The sequence below is a fragment of the Salinisphaera orenii subsp. halophila YIM 95161 genome (assembly GCF_003732545.1).
GTDB classification, from domain to species: Bacteria; Pseudomonadota; Gammaproteobacteria; order Nevskiales; family Salinisphaeraceae; genus Salinisphaera; species Salinisphaera orenii_A.
Map to the genome: position 1 here is coordinate 24,084 of NZ_AYKF01000067.1, position 16,246 is coordinate 40,329.

Below are 16,246 nucleotides of genomic sequence, written 5' to 3' on the forward strand. Positions count from 1 at the left end.
ACAACGCAGCAAAAAACGAACTGATGGCGCAGAAAAACCTCGATTACCTGGACTTCGAACAACCGATCGCCGAGCTGCAGGAGAAGATCGAGGAACTGCGCTTCGTGGCCGACGGCAGCGAGGTCAACCTCAACGAGGAGATCACGCGGCTCGAATCCAAGCGCCGCAGTCTCACCGAGCAGATCTTCTCCAAGCTGTCGACCTGGCAGGTCGCGCAGATGGCGCGGCATCCGCTGCGGCCGTACATGCAGGACTACATCGACGGCCTGTTCACGGACTTCGTCGAACTGCACGGCGACCGCGCCTATGCCGACGATCCGGCGATCATCGGCGGCACGGCGAGGCTCGGCGGCCAGTCGGTGATGGTCATCGGCCACCAGAAGGGCCGCGACACGAAGGAGAAGATCCACCGCAACTTCGGCATGCCGCGGCCGGAAGGCTATCGCAAGGCGCTGCGGCTGATGAAGCTGGCCGAGCGGTTCAACATGCCGGTGCTCACGTTCATCGACACCCCCGGCGCCTATCCCGGCATCGGCGCCGAGGAGCGCAACCAGTCCGAGGCCATCGCCCGCAATCTGTTCGAGATGGCGCGTCTGCGCGTGCCGATCCTGTGCACGGTGGTGGGCGAGGGCGGCTCCGGCGGCGCCCTCGCCATCGGCGTGGGCGACCACCTGCTCATGCTGCAGTACAGCATCTATTCCGTGATTTCGCCCGAGGGCTGCGCCTCGATCCTGTGGAAGAGCGCGGACAAGGCCGAGGAAGCCGCGGAGGCGATGAAGGTCGGCTCCGAGGATCTGCACCGGCTCAAACTGGTCGACGAGATCATCGAGGAGCCGCTCGGCGGCGCGCATCGCGATCCGGCACAGCTGATGTCCAGCCTGCGGGATCGCCTGCTGTCGAACATGGCGCGGCTCAGGCATCAGGACGTCGACGCGCTGCTGGAGGCGCGCTACAAGCGCTGGATGGCCTTCGGCGACTTCAAGACCGCGGGGTGAACACCCTCCGGCGCGCGCTGGCCACGCTGCCGGCGCCGGCCGGTCGGCTTGCGGTGGGCTACAGCGGCGGGCGCGACTCCACGGCGTTGCTGCACGCGGCCCGCGACGCGCACCCGGAGCGCGTACTGCGCGCCATCCACGTCTGTCACCACATGCAGGCTGAGGCCGAACACTGGGCGGCGCACTGCCGGGCGCAGTGCGCCGCACTCGGCGTCGGCTTCACGCGGCTGGACGTGGACGTGGCCACGGCCGGGGTGGAGGGCCGTGAAGCCGCTGCACGACGCGCCCGCTACGATGCCGTCGCCGCGGCTCTGGCTGGCGACGAGCTGTTTCTGACCGCCCATCACGCCGAGGACCAGGCCGAGACCTTTCTGCTCCAGGCGCTGCGCGGCGCCGGTCTGGCCGGACTCGCGGCGATGCCCGTGCTGCGCCCGCTCGGTGCGGCACAGCACTGGCGGCCGTGGCTCGCCGTCGAGCGCGCGACGATCACCGACTACGCGCGCCGGCACCGACTGGAGTGGATCGAGGATCCGAGCAACCGCGATCTGTCGCTCGACCGCGCCTGGCTGCGCGAGCGCCTCTGGCCGATCCTGAGCGAACGGTATCCGGCCGCGGCGCGCACGCTCGCGCGCAGCAGCGGGCATGCCGCGGCCGGTCGGCGCACGGTGGTCGATCTCGCATCGCGCGACCACACGGATGCCGTGGATGCGGCCGGCCGACTCGATACGACCGTGCTGTCCGCGCTCACCGCCGACCGCCAACGGGCACTGCTGCGCCACTGGCTCGACGCGCAGGCGCGGGACGCGCCGGACCACCGCCACCTCGAACAGATCCGGGCACTGCCGGACAGTCGCCGCAGGGCCAGCCCCTGCGTGCGTTTCGGTTCGACCGAAGTGCGCGCGTTCGGAGATCATCTGTACGCGATGGCGGTGCTGGCGTCGGCGCCATTCGACTGGTCGAGCGGCTGGGACGGGCGCCAACCGCTGGAATTGCCGGCCGGATGCGGTCGGCTCGTGTCGGTGGTCGAGACCGGCGTCGAGGACGCGCGGCTGCAGGTGGTCTTCCGGCGCGGCGGCGAGCGCGTGGCCGGCCCCGACGGCCATCGTCGAGCCCTCAAGGACGTGCTCAGGGAGCAGCGTGTCGCGCCCTGGTTGCGTGGCCGGATTCCGCTCGTCTATGCTCATTCCGTGCTGGTTGCGGCGGGCGACGTCTGGCGGCACCCAGAAATCGAGCGGCTGCTCGGCGGTCGTGGTATTCACTTTCACTGGCGTGATGCGCCGGCCGGTGCGGCCGCGCGCGTTGTCGATGTCCCGCCTTTCGGCTAGCATGCGCGCCATTGTCCCGCTGACGACCTTTCGGATCGCGCATGGCAGCCGACGCGGCAGGCACCCGATATATCTTCGTGACCGGCGGGGTGGTCTCCTCGCTGGGCAAGGGCATTGCGGCCGCGTCGCTCGGCGCATTGCTCGAGGCCCGGGGCCTGAGCGTGTCCGTGATCAAGCTCGATCCCTATCTGAACGTAGATGCGGGCACTATGAGCCCGTTCCAGCACGGCGAGGTTTATGTCACGCGTGACGGCGCCGAGACCGATCTGGATCTGGGCCATTACGAACGTTTCCTGAAGACGCGGACCTCGCGTCTGTCGAACTTCACGACCGGCCAGATCTACAACAACGTCATCAACAAGGAACGCCGCGGCGACTACCTCGGCGGGACCGTGCAGGTCATTCCGCACATCACCGACGAGATCAAGCGCTGTATTCTCCAGGGCGGCGAGGGCGCGGACATCTGCCTGGTGGAGATCGGCGGCACCGTCGGCGACATCGAGAGCCTGCCGTTTCTGGAGGCGATCCGGCAGTTCGGCGTCGAGCTCGGTCGGGATCGGGTGCTGTTCATGCATCTGACGCTGGTGCCCTACATCCCGTCCAGCCAGGAGATGAAGACCAAGCCGACGCAGCACTCGGTCAAGGAGCTGCGTTCCATCGGCATCCAGCCGGACATCCTCATCTGCCGCGTCGATCGGCCGCTGCCGGAGAACGAACGCCGCAAGATCGCGCTGTTCACCAACGTCTCGGACCGCGCGGTGATCGCGGCGATCGATGTCGACGATATCTACAAGATGCCGGGCCTGCTGCAGCAGCAGGCGCTCGACGGTCTCGTGATGGATCATTTCCGCATCGAGGCGCCGCATGCGGACCTGTCCAACTGGTCGCGCCTGGTGGATGCGCGCAAGACCCAGGACGTGACCGTGCGTGTGGCCATGGTCGGCAAGTACGTGGACCTGGCGGACGCCTACAAGTCGGTGAACGAGGCGCTGTCGCACGCCGGGCTGCATACCGGCACCCGGGTGGACATCGACTACGTGGATTCCGAGACCGTGGTGCGCGACGGCGGCGCCTGTCTGGCGCCGATGGACGCGATCCTGGTGCCGGGCGGCTTCGGCGAGCGCGGCATCGAGGGCAAGATCGCCGCGGCCCGCTTCGCACGCGAGAACAACGTGCCTTATTTCGGCATCTGCCTGGGCATGCAGGTCGCCTGCATCGAGTACGCGCGCAGCAAGGCCGGGCTCGAGGGCGCGCACAGTACCGAATTCGTGCCCGATCCCGAGCATCCGGTGATCGCGCTGGTCACCGAATGGCACGACGCCGGCGGCACGGTTCAGACACGTGACGCGGATGCCGATCTCGGCGGGACCATGCGCCTGGGCGAGCAGCGCTGCGACCTGGTCGAGGGGAGTCTGGCCGCGCGCTGCTACCGGGCCGAATCGATCTACGAGCGTCACCGCCACCGCTACGAGTTCAACAATCACTATCGCGATGCGCTGGCGAAGAGCGGGCTGATCTTCTCGGGTTTCTCGGCCGAGGACGGATTGGTGGAGATCGTCGAGCTCGACGATCATCCGTGGTATCTCGGCTGCCAGTTCCATCCCGAGTTCACGTCCACGCCGCGCTCGGGGCATCCGCTGTTCATCGGCTTCATCACCGCCGCTCGGGCCCGCCGGAAGGACGTCTGATCGGCCCCGGCAGCATCGCGCCGGCGCTTCGCGCCGCCCGCGGCACAGACAAGGAGAACAGTTTGCGCATCGCGAGCCCGCCATCGACCATGTCACAGGCGCGCGCACCGTGGACGTGCCGCAGCGCCGCCGCGACGACCGCGTCGTGGCCCGTCGTTGACGCCGGTGCGCGCGCCGCGGTGCGATCGTGAACATCTGCGGCTTCGAGGTCGGCGCGGACCGACCGATGTTCCTGATCGCCGGGCCCGACAGTCTCGAGTCGACCGGGCTTGCCGTCGACGTCGCCGGACAGATGGCGGAACTGACCGCCGAACTCGGCATCGGCTATGTCTTCAAGGGTTCCTTCGACAAGGCCAACCGCAGCTCCGGCGACAGTTACCGCGGCCCGGGGCTGGAGGCCGGTCTCGAGATCCTGGCCGAGGTCCGGCGCCAGGTCGGTGTACCGGTGACGACCGATGTGCACGTCGAGGCCCAGATCGCCCCGGTCGCGGCGGTCGTGGATATGCTGCAGACTCCGGCCTTCCTGTGCCGGCAGACCGATTTCATCCAGGCCGCGGCCGCCAGCGGCACGCCGGTCAACATCAAGAAGGGCCAGTTCCTCTCGCCGGGCGAGATGGCCGGCGTCGTGGCCAAGGCGCGGGCTGCCGGCGGAGAGCGGATCCTGGTCTGCGAACGCGGCTTCGCCTTCGGCTACAATAATCTGGTCGCCGACATGCGCAGCCTGGCGATCATGCGCGACACCGATTGTCCGGTGGTCTTCGATGCCACCCACTCGGTCCAGTTGCCGGGCGGGCAGGGCGCCCGTTCCGGCGGCGCCCGCGAACAGATTCCGGTACTCGCCCGATCGGCGGTCGCCGCCGGCGTGTCCGGGCTGTTCATGGAGACCCATCCCGATCCCGACAACGCGTTGTGCGACGGCCCCAATTCGTGGCCGCTCGCGCACATGCGTTCGCTGCTCGAAACGCTCGTCGAACTCGACGGCGTGGTCAAGCGGCGCGGTTACAGCGAACACGCGCTCTAGGGCGCGCGAACCTCAGCGAACAAGCGAAATTCCTATGTCCAAGATCAAGCAGATTCGTGGTTATCAGGTCATCGACTCACGCGGCAACCCCACGGTCGCCGCACGCGTGATGCTCGAGTCGGGCGCCGAAGGTCTGGCCATGGTGCCTTCGGGCGCCTCGACCGGCAGCCTCGAGGCGGTCGAACTGCGCGACGGCGACCCCAACCGTTTCCTCGGCAAGGGCGTGACCCGCGCGGTGGCCAGTGTGAACGGCGAGATCGCCAAGAAGTTCAAGGGCTTCGAGGCCGACGATCAGGCCGGTCTCGACAAGGCCCTGATCGAGCTCGACGGCACCGAGAACAAGGCGCGTCTGGGCGCCAATGCGCTGCTCGGCGTGTCGCTGGCGGTGGCCCGGGCCGCGGCCGCGGACAGCCGGAAGGGGCTGTACGCCTTTCTGGGCCACGACGACGCCACGCATCTGCCAGTGCCGATGATGAACGTCATCAACGGCGGCGCGCATGCGAACAACAACGTCGACATGCAGGAGTTCATGATCGTGCCGGCCGGGATGTCGAGCTTTGCGGAGGCGCTGCGCTGCGGCGCCGAGATCTTCCAGCACCTCAAGAAGCTGCTGGCGGAGCGTGGCCTGTCGACCTCCGTCGGCGACGAGGGCGGCTTCGCGCCGGATCTGCCCTCCAACGCCGCGGCGCTGGATACGCTGGTGGAGGCCATCGAGCGGGCCGGCTACACGCCGGGCGGCAACGTCTGGCTCGGCCTCGACGCGGCCAGCACCGAATTCTGCGAGAACGGCCGCTACAAGCTGGACTCCGAGAACGCCGACTATGACGCCGCCGGTTTCGTCGACTACCTCGCCGATCTGGTCGACCGGTATCCGATCCTCACCATCGAGGACGGCATGGCCGAGGACGACTGGGACGGCTGGGCGCTGCTGACCGAGCGTCTGGGCGATCGCGTCCAGCTCGTGGGTGACGATCTGTTCGTGACCAATACCCGCATCCTGCAGAAGGGCATCGAGGAGGGTATCGCCAACGCGATCCTGATCAAGCCGAACCAGATCGGCACGCTCACCGAGACGCTGCGGGCCATCGACGTCGCCAGCCGCGCGGATTACGCCGCGGTGGTCTCGCATCGCTCGGGCGAGACCGAGGACGCGACCATCGCCGACCTGGCCGTGGCCACGGCCGCCACCCAGATCAAGACCGGGTCGCTGTCGCGCTCCGACCGGATCGCGAAGTACAACCGGCTGCTGATGATCGAGGCCGAGCTGGGACCGCGGGCGGTCTATTCCGGGCGCGACGCGTTCGGCGTCGGGCTCTGAGATGACGCTGCGGGCCGATCTGCTGCGCGCTGGACAGCGCGCGCGGTCGCGCTACAATCCGAGCATGTATCGGATTGCCGTCATTGCGCTCGTGGTCGTGTTCGTCGGCCTGCAGTATCGGCTGTGGGTCGCGGACGGCGGCTGGTCGGAAGTGCATCGGCTGAGCCAGGAGCGCGCCGAGCTGGAGGAGCACAACGCCCAGGCCTCGAATCGCAACGCGGCGCTCCAGGCGGAGATCGACGACCTCAAGTCCGGCGAGCAGGCCACCGAGGGCCGTGCGCGCTCGGACATCGGCATGATCCGAAAGGACGAATCCTTCTTTCTCACCGTGGCGCCGCCCGGTCGCGACCAGACGTCGGCCGAAAAAGACCGGCAGGCGGCCCGTTAGCATCGCACTCCTGACGGGCGATGCGGTTGACGTGGCGGCGCTGGCGCATGCCCGCGGCACGCCGCCGCCGTGCCGCGGGCGGATCCGCGTGGAGCCCGCGGACTTCCGGGTCGACGAGGACTGCGCCATCGAGCACACGGGCTCCGGCGAGCATTTGTGGTGCCGGATCGAGAAGACGGGCCTGACGACCCACGACGCCGTGCAGGCGATCTCGCGCCGTGCCGGCGTGCACCCGCGCCACATCGGAGTCGCCGGACTGAAGGACCGGCATGCGGTGACGCGGCAGTGGCTGTCGATCGCCTGGCCGGTGCACGATCCCCTGCCCGATCTCGACGACCTGCCGGGCGTGCGGATCGAATCCATGGTTCGTCACGAGCGCAAGCTCAAGCGCGGAGCGCATCGCGGCAACCGCTTCGTCATCCGGATCCGTGACCTGACCGGCGACACGGCCGCGCTGGACGAGGATATCCGGCGCGTGGCCGCGTGCGGCGTGCCGAATTATTTCGGGGCCCAGCGGTTCGGCCACGGCGGCCGCAACATCGGCCTGGCGCGTCGGCTGTTCGCCGGCCGGCGGCTGTCGCGCAACCGCCGCGGATTCGCCCTGTCGGCCGCCCGCTCGCTGCTGTTCAACGCGGTGCTGGACGCACGCGTGCGCGACGGCTCCTGGCAGCGGCTGCTCGACGGCGAGGCGGTGATGCTCGATGGCAGCCACAGCGTCTTTTCGTTGGCCGAAACCGACCAGAGCGCCGATGAACTGGAAAAGCGGCTGGCGCGTTTCGATATTCATCCCAGCGGCCCGATGGCCGGACGCGGCGGCGATGATGTGATCAGCGGCCGTGCACGTACGCTCGAACAGACCGTGCTGGGTGAGTACGGCGACCTGATGGCCGGACTCGAGCGTTGCGATGTGGACGCCGGGCGTCGCGCGCTGCGGCTTGCGGTACCATCGCTGGATTGGCAGTTTGAGGACGATGCAACGCTCGTCCTCTTGTTCTGGCTGCCGCCCGGTGCGTTTGCGACCAGCGTACTGCGCGAACTCGTCAACATCGGCGAACACGACTGAGATCGATGTACGAGGGGGCGCCGAGCCTGGTGAAGCGCCTCCCCTCAAGACGAACAGACGCCTGGCTCTTCCGGCCCATGATGAATACCGCGCGTGGCGTCGGGTGTGGCGCACCTGCCGATCGCTAATCCGATGCCTCGAGCCAGCGGTATTCCATCTGCAGCGCGGTACGCCGGGCCAGAGCGCGATCGGCCAGTTCGGACACCAGATACAGGCTCATGTCGATCCCGGCCGAGATCCCCCCGGAGCTCACGTAGCGGCCGTCGCGCACCCAGCGCCGGTCGCGTTCGACCGTGAGTTCAGGAAACCGGGCGGCGAGGGCGCTCTGATCCTCCCAGTGCGTAGTCACCCGCCGACCATCCAGCAAGCCGGCGCCGGCCAGCAGAAAGGCACCGGTGCACACGCTCGCGACGATGCGGGCCGGTTCGGCAGCCGCGCGCAGCGCCGAGAGTGCGTCTGGCGAGGACAACTGGGGCTCGTGTTCGCCGCCGGCCACGATGAGCACATCGAGTGGGGCGTGGGCGCCCAGTACCTCGTCGGGGAGTACGCGAAAACCGCCGCGTGCGGTTATCACGTCCGGTCTGGCCGCCAGCAGGCGCGGGTCCAGGTTCACGCCACCGACGCGGCAGGCCGTGGTAAACACTTCATAGGGGCCGCTGAAGTCGAGCACTTCGGCCCCGTCATAGATATAAATGCCGACTTGCACTGGGTCAGCCACGCCTGAGTAGCACGTAGACTGCGCCGGTACCGCCATCGTTCGGCCGGGCGGAGCAGAACGCCAGCACTTCGTTTCGCTGACGCAGCCAGCCGGCGACCTTGGTCTTGAGCACGGGCCCGCGATGGCCGGACCGCAGGCCCTTGCCGTGAACGATGCGCACGCAGCGGTGGTCGCGGTCGAGGGCATCACGCAGGAATACCGCCAGACAGTGCCGCGCGACGTCCACCACCATGCCGTGCAGATCGAGCTCGGCCTGGCAGCGATAATGGCCGCGCCGCAGCCGCCGCATGACCGACAGCTGCACGCCCTCGCTGCGATAGACCAGGTCGTCGCCGGTCTCGACATCGGGTGGCGGCTCGTCGAGCAGCTCGCCGATGACCGCGCGTTCGTCGGCCTCGCGAATGGCCGGCCGCGCCGAGGGCAGAGTGCGCTCGCGCTTGCGCCGCGGCGCCCGGTTGACGTCGGCCACGGGGCCGACGGCATCGCGGAACAGCGAGCGATCGGCCTCGGTCACCGAGGCGTCGTCCTCGGCGGCCGGCTCGTGGGCGGGGTCGGTGCGGTCGGTCACGAGCGCATGCCTCCGAACAAGACGCGGACTCGATGCGCTATGCTAGCGGGCCTGCGGCCGCGTTGCACGCACGATTTCTGCCACTCGATAGCCCGTTAAATGCGTTTATTGCTGAGTAACGACGACGGCGCGTACGCCGCCGGCCTGACGTCGCTGCGCGCGGCCATGGCCGAAATCTCCGACGACATCGTCACCGTCGCGCCGGATCGCAACCGCAGCGGCGCAAGCAACTCCCTGACCCTCGAGCGCCCGCTGCGCGTCCGGCGCCTCGAGGCGGGACTGTACTGCGTCGACGGCACGCCGACCGATTGCGTGCATCTGGCCACCACCGGCCTGTTCGAGCGCGACGCCGATATGGTCATATCCGGCATCAACGCCGGCGCGAATCTCGGCGACGACGTCCTGTATTCCGGCACCGTCGCCGCCGCCACGGAAGGTCGGACGCTGGGCCTGCCGGCCGTGGCCGTCTCGCTGATCGGCGAGAATCCGACGCACTATGACACGGCGGCCCGCGTCGCGGTCGACATGGTGCGTCTGATGATCCGGCATCCGCTGCCGGCCGACACCATCCTCAACGTCAACGTGCCGGATCTGGCCTACGAAGCACTGGACGGTTTCGCGGCGACGCGGCTGGGCAACCGACACCGGGCGGAACGTCTGATCGAGGACAGCGATCCGCGCGGCCGCCCGATCTACTGGATCGGGCGCGCCGGCGGCGAGGCCGACGCCGGGCCGGGCACGGATTTCCACGCCGTCGGCCAGGGCCGCGTATCGATCACCCCGATTCAGATCGATCTGACGCGCCACGGTGCCATCGACTCACTCGACGAGTGGGTACAGTGGCTGTGAGCGCGGATCCGCGCCATCCGCACGTGCGCGGCATGGGCATGGCCTCGGCGCGCAGTCGCGCACGGCTGGTCGAGCGGCTGCGCGCCCTCGGCATCGACGACGAGCGCGTGCTGGATGCGATCAACCGGGTGCCGCGGCACGAGTTCGTCGACGAGGCGATGACCAGCCGCGCCTATGACGATACCGCGCTGCCGATCGGCTACGGCCAGACCATTTCGCAGCCCTACATCGTGGGCGAGATGACCCGGCTGCTCATCGGCGAGGGCGTGCCCGAGCAGGTGCTGGAGATCGGCACCGGCAGCGGCTATCAGGCCGCCGTGCTCGCCGAGATCGTGCCCACGGTCTACAGCGTCGAGCGCGTGGAACCCCTCTACGAGCAGGCGCGGCGCCGGTTCGCCCGTCTGGGCTATCGCAACATCCGCGTGCGCCTGGCGCGCGAGGACGTCCTCGGCCTGCCGGACTACGGCCCCTTCGAGGCGATCCTGGTCACCGCCGGGGCGGAATCGCTGCCGACCGGCCTGCTCGAACAGCTCGCTGAGGGCGGGCGCATGATCGTGCCGGTCGGCGCGAGCGGCGATCAGCGCTTGATCGTGGTCCGGCGCGAAAACGACACGTTCGTGCGCGAGACGCTGGATGCGGTCAGTTTCGTGCCCTTGATCCATGAATCCCAGGACCTGCGCTGATGTTCCGCCGCCTCTACGACCTGGTCGTGCGCGGCGCGGGCCACCCTCGGGCGCCGACCTGGCTGGGTGTGCTGTCGTTCGCGGAGTCGTCTTTCTTCCCGATTCCGCCCGACGTGATGCTCGCCCCCATGGTGCTGGCCGATCGCCGTCGGGCCTGGTGGTTCGCGCTGATCGCCACCGTGGGCTCGGTTCTGGGCGGCATGCTCGGCTATCTGATCGGCGCGCTGTTTCTGGAGACGCTGCTGCCCTGGCTTCGGGAACTCGGCTATTACGAGGGCTATGCGACCGCGCGCGACTGGTTCGGCGACTACGGCTTCTGGGCCGTGCTTCTTGCGGGTTTCTCGCCGATCCCCTACAAGGTCTTCACCATTGCGGCCGGCGCGGTCGCGATGCCGTTCGTCCCGTTCGTGCTGGGATCGCTGATCGGGCGCGGGGCCCGCTTTTTCATCGTCGCCGGACTGGTACGCTGGTTCGGCCCGGTTTTCGAGCAGCGTCTGCTCAAATACATTGACTGGATCGGATGGGCCATCGTCGCCGCCGTCTTTATTGCCGTCGCCGTCTATCAGCTGCGCTGATTGCGGCGCTCGCCGTTCTCGTGCTCGCGGGCTGTTCGCTGCGCGAGGCCACGCGGCCTGAGATCTATACGGTCGAGCGCGGCGATACGCTGTACTCGATCGCCTCGGAGCACGCGCTGTCGTGGCGCGATCTCGCGCGCTGGAATCGGATCCGGCCGCCGTACCGCATCGAGGTCGGGCAGCGGCTTTCGCTCGATCCCTACCCGCCGATCGACTACTCGCGCATGTCGGAGGACGGCAGCGCTTCGAAACCGGCAACGACCCGGGAGCGGCGGCGCCCCCGGGCGGTGCGTGCGCCCCAGGATTCGCGCGCCGAGCAGGAACGCGCGATCCAGGCCTCGACGCCGCAGCTCGACCGTACGATCGAGCGCGATGGCCGCTCCGCCGGCGCGACGCGGCGCGACGCTGGCGACTCGCAGGGCGAGGACGGCGAGGACGAGGCGCCGGAGGCGAGCCCGCCGCAGCCGATCGAGCGCCCGGCGCCGACCATCGCCGACGAATCCGAGATCAACCAAGCGAGCCGCGAGCGCCCGGTCGAGCCGACCCGGACGGGCGGTCCCAGCGAAGACGGCTGGCAGTGGCCGGCCAGCGGTTCAATCCTGCGCGAGTACGGCGCTGACCGTACCCGGCAGGGCATCGATATCGGCGGCCGCGAGGGCTCGCCGGTCTATGCCGCCTCTAGCGGTCGCGTGGTCTACAACGGCACCGGACTGAAGGGCTACGGCCAGCTGATCATCATCCAGCACGACGAGGCGTATCTGTCGGCCTACGGTTTCAACCGCCGCACGCGCGTCGAACAGGGCCAGGATGTGGCCGCCGGCGCGCATATCGCGGACATGGGCCGCGGTCCGCAGAACAAGCCGATGCTGCATTTCGAGATCCGCAAGAACGGTGAGCCGATCGACCCGGAGAGCGTCCTGCCGGCGGACTGATCGACGCCGCGGCGTCTTGCTAGTCGGTCCGTGGGTAATCTGGCACACTGCAGCGTTTCATGGTCCACGGGCCGTCATTCACCCGCCCCAGTGGCGCTGCAAGCCGACCGAATCATGTCCAAGCCGTCACCCAACTCTGATTTCGCGCGCATCAAACGACTGCCGCCGTACGTGTTCAGCATCGTCGGTGAACTCAAGCAGGCGGCGCGAGCGCGGGGCGAGGACATCATCGATTTCGGTATGGGCAATCCGGATCAGGATACCCCGCAGCACATCGTCGACAAGCTCGTCGAGGTGTCCCAGCGCGGCGGGACCCACCGCTACTCGAGCTCGCGCGGCGTGCCGCGTCTGCGCAAGGCGATCTGTGACTGGTACCGGCGCCGATACGCGGTGGAACTCGACCCCGAGACCGAAGCGATCGTAACGATGGGCTCCAAGGAGGGTCTGGCGCACCTGATGCTCGCCATCCTCGAGCACGGCGACCAGGTATTGGTGCCGAACCCGGCCTATCCGATCCATCCCTACGGCGCGGTGATCGCCGGGGCGGACGTGCGCCACGTGCGGATGATGCCCGACACCGACTTCTTCGCCGAGCTCGAGAAGGCGATCAAGGAGTCCTGGCCGCGGCCGAAGATGGTGCTGCTGAACTTCCCGGCCAACCCCACCACGCAATGCGTGGAGCTGGAGTTCTTCGAGCGCATCGTGGAGATGGCGCGCGAGTACGACCTCTGGATCGTCCAGGATCTGGCCTATGCCGATCTGGTGTTTGACGGCTACCGGGCCCCGTCCATCCTCGAAGTGCCGGGCGCGCGCGACGTCGCCGTCGAGTGCTTTTCCATGTCCAAGAGCTACAACATGCCGGGGTGGCGGATCGGCTTCATGTGCGGCAACGCGACGCTGATCGCCGCGCTCGCGCGGATGAAGTCCTATCTCGACTACGGCATGTTCACGCCGGTGCAGGTCGCGGCGATCGCCGCGCTCAACGGGCCCCAGGACTGCGTGGAGGAGATCCGCGAGACCTACCGCGTGCGCCGGGACATCCTCTGCGACGGACTCAACGACATCGGCTGGGCCGTCGACAAGCCCAAGGCGACGATGTTTGTCTGGGCGCCCATACCCGAGCCCTATCAGCACATGGGCTCGCTCGAGTTCACCAAGAAGCTGCTGGCCGACGCCCACGTGGCGGTGTCGCCCGGCGTCGGTTTCGGTGAATACGGCGATACGCACGTGCGTTTCGGCCTCATCGAGAACGACCAGCGCACGCGCCAGGCGCTGCGCAACATCAAGCGCATGCTCAAGCGCGACGAAGTGATTCCCGCGTAGGCGAGGCGCCACGCGAACCAAGGAGAGGCGAGAGTGCAACCGGTCAATATCGGTCTGCTGGGGCTGGGCACCGTGGGTGCCGGCGTGGTCGACCTGCTGTCGCGCAACCGAAGTGAGATCACGCGGCGCGCCGGGCGCGACATCCGCGTGACGCGCGCGGCGGTGCGCAATCCCGACAGTCCCCGCGACTGCGACACCACGGGCATCGACATCGGCACCGACTGCCATGCGATCGTCAACGACCCCGACATCGACGTGGTGCTCGAGCTGATCGGCGGCGAGCACGAGGCCCGTGACCTGGTGATGGCCGCCATCGACTCGGGCAAGCACGTCGTCACCGCGAACAAGCACCTGATTGCGCTGCACGGCAACGAGATCTTCGCCGCCGCCGACGCGGCCGGCGTAGTGGTCTCGTTCGAGGCCGCGGTGGCCGGCGGCATCCCGATCATCAAGGCGATCCGCGAGAGCCTGGCGGCCAACCACATCGAATGGGTGGCCGGCATCATCAACGGGACCGGCAACTTCATCCTCAGCCAGATGATGTTCGAGGGCGTGAGCTTCGAGGAGGCGCTGGCCGACGCCCAGCGGCGCGGCTTCGCCGAGGCCGACCCAACCTTCGACGTGGAAGGGATAGATGCCGCCCACAAGCTGGCGATCATCGGCAGCATCGCCTTCGGGATCCCGCTGTCCTTCGACCGCATCTACACCCAGGGCATCCGCGGCATCGCCAGCGATGACATCGAATACGCCGCCGAGCTCGGCTACCGGATCAAGCATCTGGGCATCGCCCGGCGCCAGGAGACCGGCGTCGAACTGCGCGTGCACCCGACGCTGGTTTCCGAGAAGGCCCTGCTGGCCAGCGTCGAGGGCGAGAAGAACGCGATCATGGTCTACGGCGACGCCGTCGGACCGACGGTCTACTACGGCTCGGGTGCCGGCGCGGGCCCCACGGCTTCGTCCGTGGTCGCCGATCTGATCGACACCGTGCGCATGATGAGCGTCGATCCGAAGGGCCGGGTGCCGCACTTGGCCTTCCAGCCGGATCAGATCACCCACGAGCCGATTCTGACCGAGCCGGACTTCGAGTGCGGTCATTATTTCCGGGTTCAGGTCGCCGATCAGATCGGCGTGATGGCCGAGATCACCCGGGCGCTGGCGGAGCAGCAGATCGGCATCGAGGCGATCCTGCAGAAGGACCCGCCGACCGCCGAGGACGATGCGCGCGTGATGATCGTTACCAAGCCAGCGCGCGAACGTCGCCTTATGAAGGTGCTCGACCACATCCGGTCGCTGCCCTACACCCGTGAGGGGCTCGTGCACATGCGCGTGGCCCAGTTCGAGGACTGACTCCGCCGTCGATTCATCCCGGCGGCGGGGCGAACCCCACCGGTCGATACCGCATGCGCTACATCAGTACCCGTGGCCGCGCCCCGGCGCTGGACTTCGAGGAGGTCGTGCTCACCGGCATGGCCGCCGACGGCGGTCTCTATGTGCCGGAGCAGATACCCGAATTCTCGCCGGAGGCGCTGGCGGCGATGGCCGGCCAGCCCTACGCCGAAGTCGCCTTCCGGGTGATGCGGCCGTTCGTTGGCGATGCCATCGACGACGCCACCTTCCGCAGGCTGATCGACGAGACCTACGCGAGCTTCAAGCACGACGCGGTGACGCCGCTGAAGCAGCTGGACAGCAGTCATTTCCTGCTGGAACTGTTCCACGGCCCGACGCTGGCGTTCAAGGATGTGGCGCTGCAGCTGCTCGGTCGTCTGCTGGACCATTTTCTCGCCCGGCGGGGCGAGCGCGGCGTGATCATGGGCGCGACATCAGGCGACACCGGCTCGGCGGCGATCGAGGGTTGTCGCCACTGCGACAACCTCGACATCTTCATTCTGCATCCGCACGAGCGGGTGTCGGCGGTGCAACGGCGCCAGATGACCACTGTGCCCGCAGCGAACGTCCACAACATCGCCATCGAGGGCGATTTCGACGATGCCCAGGCGATGGTCAAGGCCAGCTTCGCCGATCAGGGGTTTCTGCAGGGGCGACGGCTGATCGCGGTGAACTCGATCAACTGGGCGCGGATCATGGCCCAGATCGTCTATTACGTGTATGCGGCGCTGGCACTCGGCGCGCCGCACCGGGCCGTCTCGTTCACCGTGCCGTCGGCGAACTTCGGCAATCTGTTCGCCGGCTACATGGCCCGTCGCATGGGGCTGCCGGTCCGGCAGTTCGTGATCGCGACCAATGCCAACGACATTTTGCACCGGACCCTGTCCGCGAACGACTTCTCGCGTCGGGAACTCAAGGCCACGCTCGCGCCGTCGATGGATATCGTGGTCTCGTCGAACTTCGAGCGGCTGTTGTTCGAGGCCTACGATCGCGACGCCGCGGCGGTCGACGCGCTGATGAGCCGTTTCCAGCACGAGCCGGCGGCACTCGCCGAGGCGCCGCTGGCCGAGCTGCGGGCGCTGTTCGCAAGCCACAGCGTCGACGACGACACCATAATCGCCGTCATCCGCGAAGCGTTCGGGCGAACCGGGGAACTGCTCGACCCGCACACCGCGACCGGTTATCGCGCCGCCGAGCGGGCGCGTACCGATGCCGTCACGCCCATGATCACGCTGGCCACGGCCCATCCCGCGAAGTTCGAGGACGCCGTCGTCCGCGCCGGCTTCAAGGGCGCGCCGCTGCCGGATGCGCTGCAGGACCTGCTGTCCCGCCCCGAGCGCTACGATGTGCTGCCGGCGGAGCTGGCCGCGGTGCAGCAGTACGTCGCCGATCATCGCCGCTGAGCGTTCGGCGC

16 protein-coding genes are annotated in these 16,246 nt (G+C 68.1%); 14 read left to right on the forward strand and 2 right to left on the reverse strand.

Going from position 1 to position 16,246, the window contains the following annotated elements; genetic code table 11:
- The first annotated feature begins 23 nt into the window (after positions 1 to 23).
- The 7 genes from SAHL_RS05815 (at position 24) to truD (ending at position 7,798) form a co-directional block, all read left to right on the forward strand.
- Positions 24 to 995: an acetyl-CoA carboxylase carboxyltransferase subunit alpha gene (locus tag SAHL_RS05815; RefSeq protein WP_123590463.1), complete on the forward strand. Its 972-nt coding sequence runs from the start codon at positions 24 to 26 to the stop codon at positions 993 to 995.
- On the forward strand, positions 992 to 2,320 hold the full coding sequence (gene tilS / locus SAHL_RS05820; protein ID WP_184947416.1) for a tRNA lysidine(34) synthetase TilS: 1,329 nt from the start codon (positions 992 to 994) through the stop codon (positions 2,318 to 2,320). Before SAHL_RS05815 ends, tilS begins: the two co-directional genes overlap by 4 nt.
- Before the next feature lie 41 nt (positions 2,321 to 2,361).
- Positions 2,362 to 4,008 (forward strand): CTP synthase, encoded by a 1,647-nt coding sequence (locus SAHL_RS05825; RefSeq protein ID WP_184947418.1) that lies wholly within the window; start codon positions 2,362 to 2,364, stop codon positions 4,006 to 4,008.
- Between the two features lie 187 nt (positions 4,009 to 4,195).
- Positions 4,196 to 5,029 (forward strand): 3-deoxy-8-phosphooctulonate synthase, encoded by an 834-nt coding sequence (kdsA, locus tag SAHL_RS05830; RefSeq protein ID WP_123590465.1) that lies wholly within the window; start codon positions 4,196 to 4,198, stop codon positions 5,027 to 5,029.
- A 34-nt stretch (positions 5,030 to 5,063) separates the two neighbouring features.
- Positions 5,064 to 6,347, forward strand: coding sequence for a phosphopyruvate hydratase (gene eno / locus SAHL_RS05835; RefSeq protein WP_123590466.1), 1,284 nt, complete (start codon positions 5,064 to 5,066; stop codon positions 6,345 to 6,347).
- Position 6,348: 1 nt separating this feature from the next.
- On the forward strand, positions 6,349 to 6,735 hold the full coding sequence (locus tag SAHL_RS05840) for a septum formation initiator family protein (RefSeq protein WP_245968402.1): 387 nt from the start codon (positions 6,349 to 6,351) through the stop codon (positions 6,733 to 6,735).
- Positions 6,736 to 6,766: 31 nt separating this feature from the next.
- Positions 6,767 to 7,798: a tRNA pseudouridine(13) synthase TruD gene (gene truD / locus SAHL_RS05845; RefSeq protein WP_123590467.1), complete on the forward strand. Its 1,032-nt coding sequence runs from the start codon at positions 6,767 to 6,769 to the stop codon at positions 7,796 to 7,798.
- Between the two features lie 124 nt (positions 7,799 to 7,922).
- Here truD and SAHL_RS05850 read toward each other — a convergent pair whose 3' ends face one another.
- Both SAHL_RS05850 and SAHL_RS05855 read right to left on the reverse strand, forming a co-directional pair.
- Positions 7,923 to 8,504, reverse strand: coding sequence for a DJ-1/PfpI family protein (locus SAHL_RS05850; RefSeq protein ID WP_221177854.1), 582 nt, complete (start codon positions 8,502 to 8,504; stop codon positions 7,923 to 7,925).
- A 4-nt stretch (positions 8,505 to 8,508) separates the two neighbouring features.
- Positions 8,509 to 9,084 carry a Smr/MutS family protein gene (locus SAHL_RS05855; protein ID WP_123590469.1) on the reverse strand — a complete coding sequence of 192 codons (576 nt, stop codon included), beginning with the start codon at positions 9,082 to 9,084 and terminating at the stop codon, positions 8,509 to 8,511.
- Positions 9,085 to 9,183: 99 nt separating this feature from the next.
- Between SAHL_RS05855 and surE the strand changes: the two genes are divergently transcribed.
- The 7 genes from surE to thrC all read left to right on the forward strand — a co-directional run bounded on the left by surE (position 9,184) and on the right by thrC (position 16,235).
- Positions 9,184 to 9,933: a 5'/3'-nucleotidase SurE gene (gene surE / locus SAHL_RS05860; RefSeq protein WP_123590470.1), complete on the forward strand. Its 750-nt coding sequence runs from the start codon at positions 9,184 to 9,186 to the stop codon at positions 9,931 to 9,933.
- Between the two features lie 32 nt (positions 9,934 to 9,965).
- The gene (locus SAHL_RS05865; RefSeq protein WP_123590490.1) at positions 9,966 to 10,616 is read left to right on the forward strand and encodes a protein-L-isoaspartate(D-aspartate) O-methyltransferase; all 651 of its coding nucleotides are present in this window, start codon (positions 9,966 to 9,968) and stop codon (positions 10,614 to 10,616) included.
- A complete protein-coding gene (locus SAHL_RS05870) occupies positions 10,616 to 11,191 on the forward strand; it encodes a YqaA family protein (RefSeq protein WP_123590471.1) in 576 nt (191 codons plus the stop codon). The genes SAHL_RS05865 and SAHL_RS05870 overlap by 1 nt, the downstream gene beginning before the upstream one ends.
- A 20-nt stretch (positions 11,192 to 11,211) precedes the next feature.
- Positions 11,212 to 12,123, forward strand: a complete 912-nt coding sequence (locus SAHL_RS05875; protein WP_184947420.1) for a peptidoglycan DD-metalloendopeptidase family protein — start codon at positions 11,212 to 11,214, stop codon at positions 12,121 to 12,123.
- A gap of 114 nt (positions 12,124 to 12,237) precedes the next feature.
- The gene (gene alaC / locus SAHL_RS05880) at positions 12,238 to 13,446 is read left to right on the forward strand and encodes an alanine transaminase (protein ID WP_123590491.1); all 1,209 of its coding nucleotides are present in this window, start codon (positions 12,238 to 12,240) and stop codon (positions 13,444 to 13,446) included.
- Positions 13,447 to 13,479: 33 nt separating this feature from the next.
- Complete coding sequence (locus tag SAHL_RS05885; protein ID WP_123590473.1) at positions 13,480 to 14,793, forward strand: homoserine dehydrogenase; 1,314 nt, start codon at positions 13,480 to 13,482, stop codon at positions 14,791 to 14,793.
- A gap of 53 nt (positions 14,794 to 14,846) precedes the next feature.
- Positions 14,847 to 16,235 (forward strand): threonine synthase, encoded by a 1,389-nt coding sequence (gene thrC / locus SAHL_RS05890; RefSeq protein WP_123590474.1) that lies wholly within the window; start codon positions 14,847 to 14,849, stop codon positions 16,233 to 16,235.
- Positions 16,236 to 16,246 lie beyond the last annotated feature (11 nt).

What these genes read in the sequence shown, in the direction of transcription:
- SAHL_RS05815 (WP_123590463.1), top strand. Translation starts at nt 24, where the DNA reads ATGGCGCAGAAAAACCTCGATTACCTGGACTTCGAACAACCGATCGCC.
- SAHL_RS05825 (WP_184947418.1), top strand. Translation starts at nt 2,362, where the DNA reads ATGGCAGCCGACGCGGCAGGCACCCGATATATCTTCGTGACCGGCGGG.
- eno (WP_123590466.1), top strand. Translation starts at nt 5,064, where the DNA reads ATGTCCAAGATCAAGCAGATTCGTGGTTATCAGGTCATCGACTCACGC.
- SAHL_RS05840 (WP_245968402.1), top strand. Translation starts at nt 6,349, where the DNA reads ATGACGCTGCGGGCCGATCTGCTGCGCGCTGGACAGCGCGCGCGGTCG.
- surE (WP_123590470.1), top strand. Translation starts at nt 9,184, where the DNA reads ATGCGTTTATTGCTGAGTAACGACGACGGCGCGTACGCCGCCGGCCTG.
- SAHL_RS05865 (WP_123590490.1), top strand. Translation starts at nt 9,966, where the DNA reads ATGGGCATGGCCTCGGCGCGCAGTCGCGCACGGCTGGTCGAGCGGCTG.
- SAHL_RS05870 (WP_123590471.1), top strand. Translation starts at nt 10,616, where the DNA reads ATGTTCCGCCGCCTCTACGACCTGGTCGTGCGCGGCGCGGGCCACCCT.
- alaC (WP_123590491.1), top strand. Translation starts at nt 12,238, where the DNA reads ATGTCCAAGCCGTCACCCAACTCTGATTTCGCGCGCATCAAACGACTG.
- thrC (WP_123590474.1), top strand. Translation starts at nt 14,847, where the DNA reads ATGCGCTACATCAGTACCCGTGGCCGCGCCCCGGCGCTGGACTTCGAG.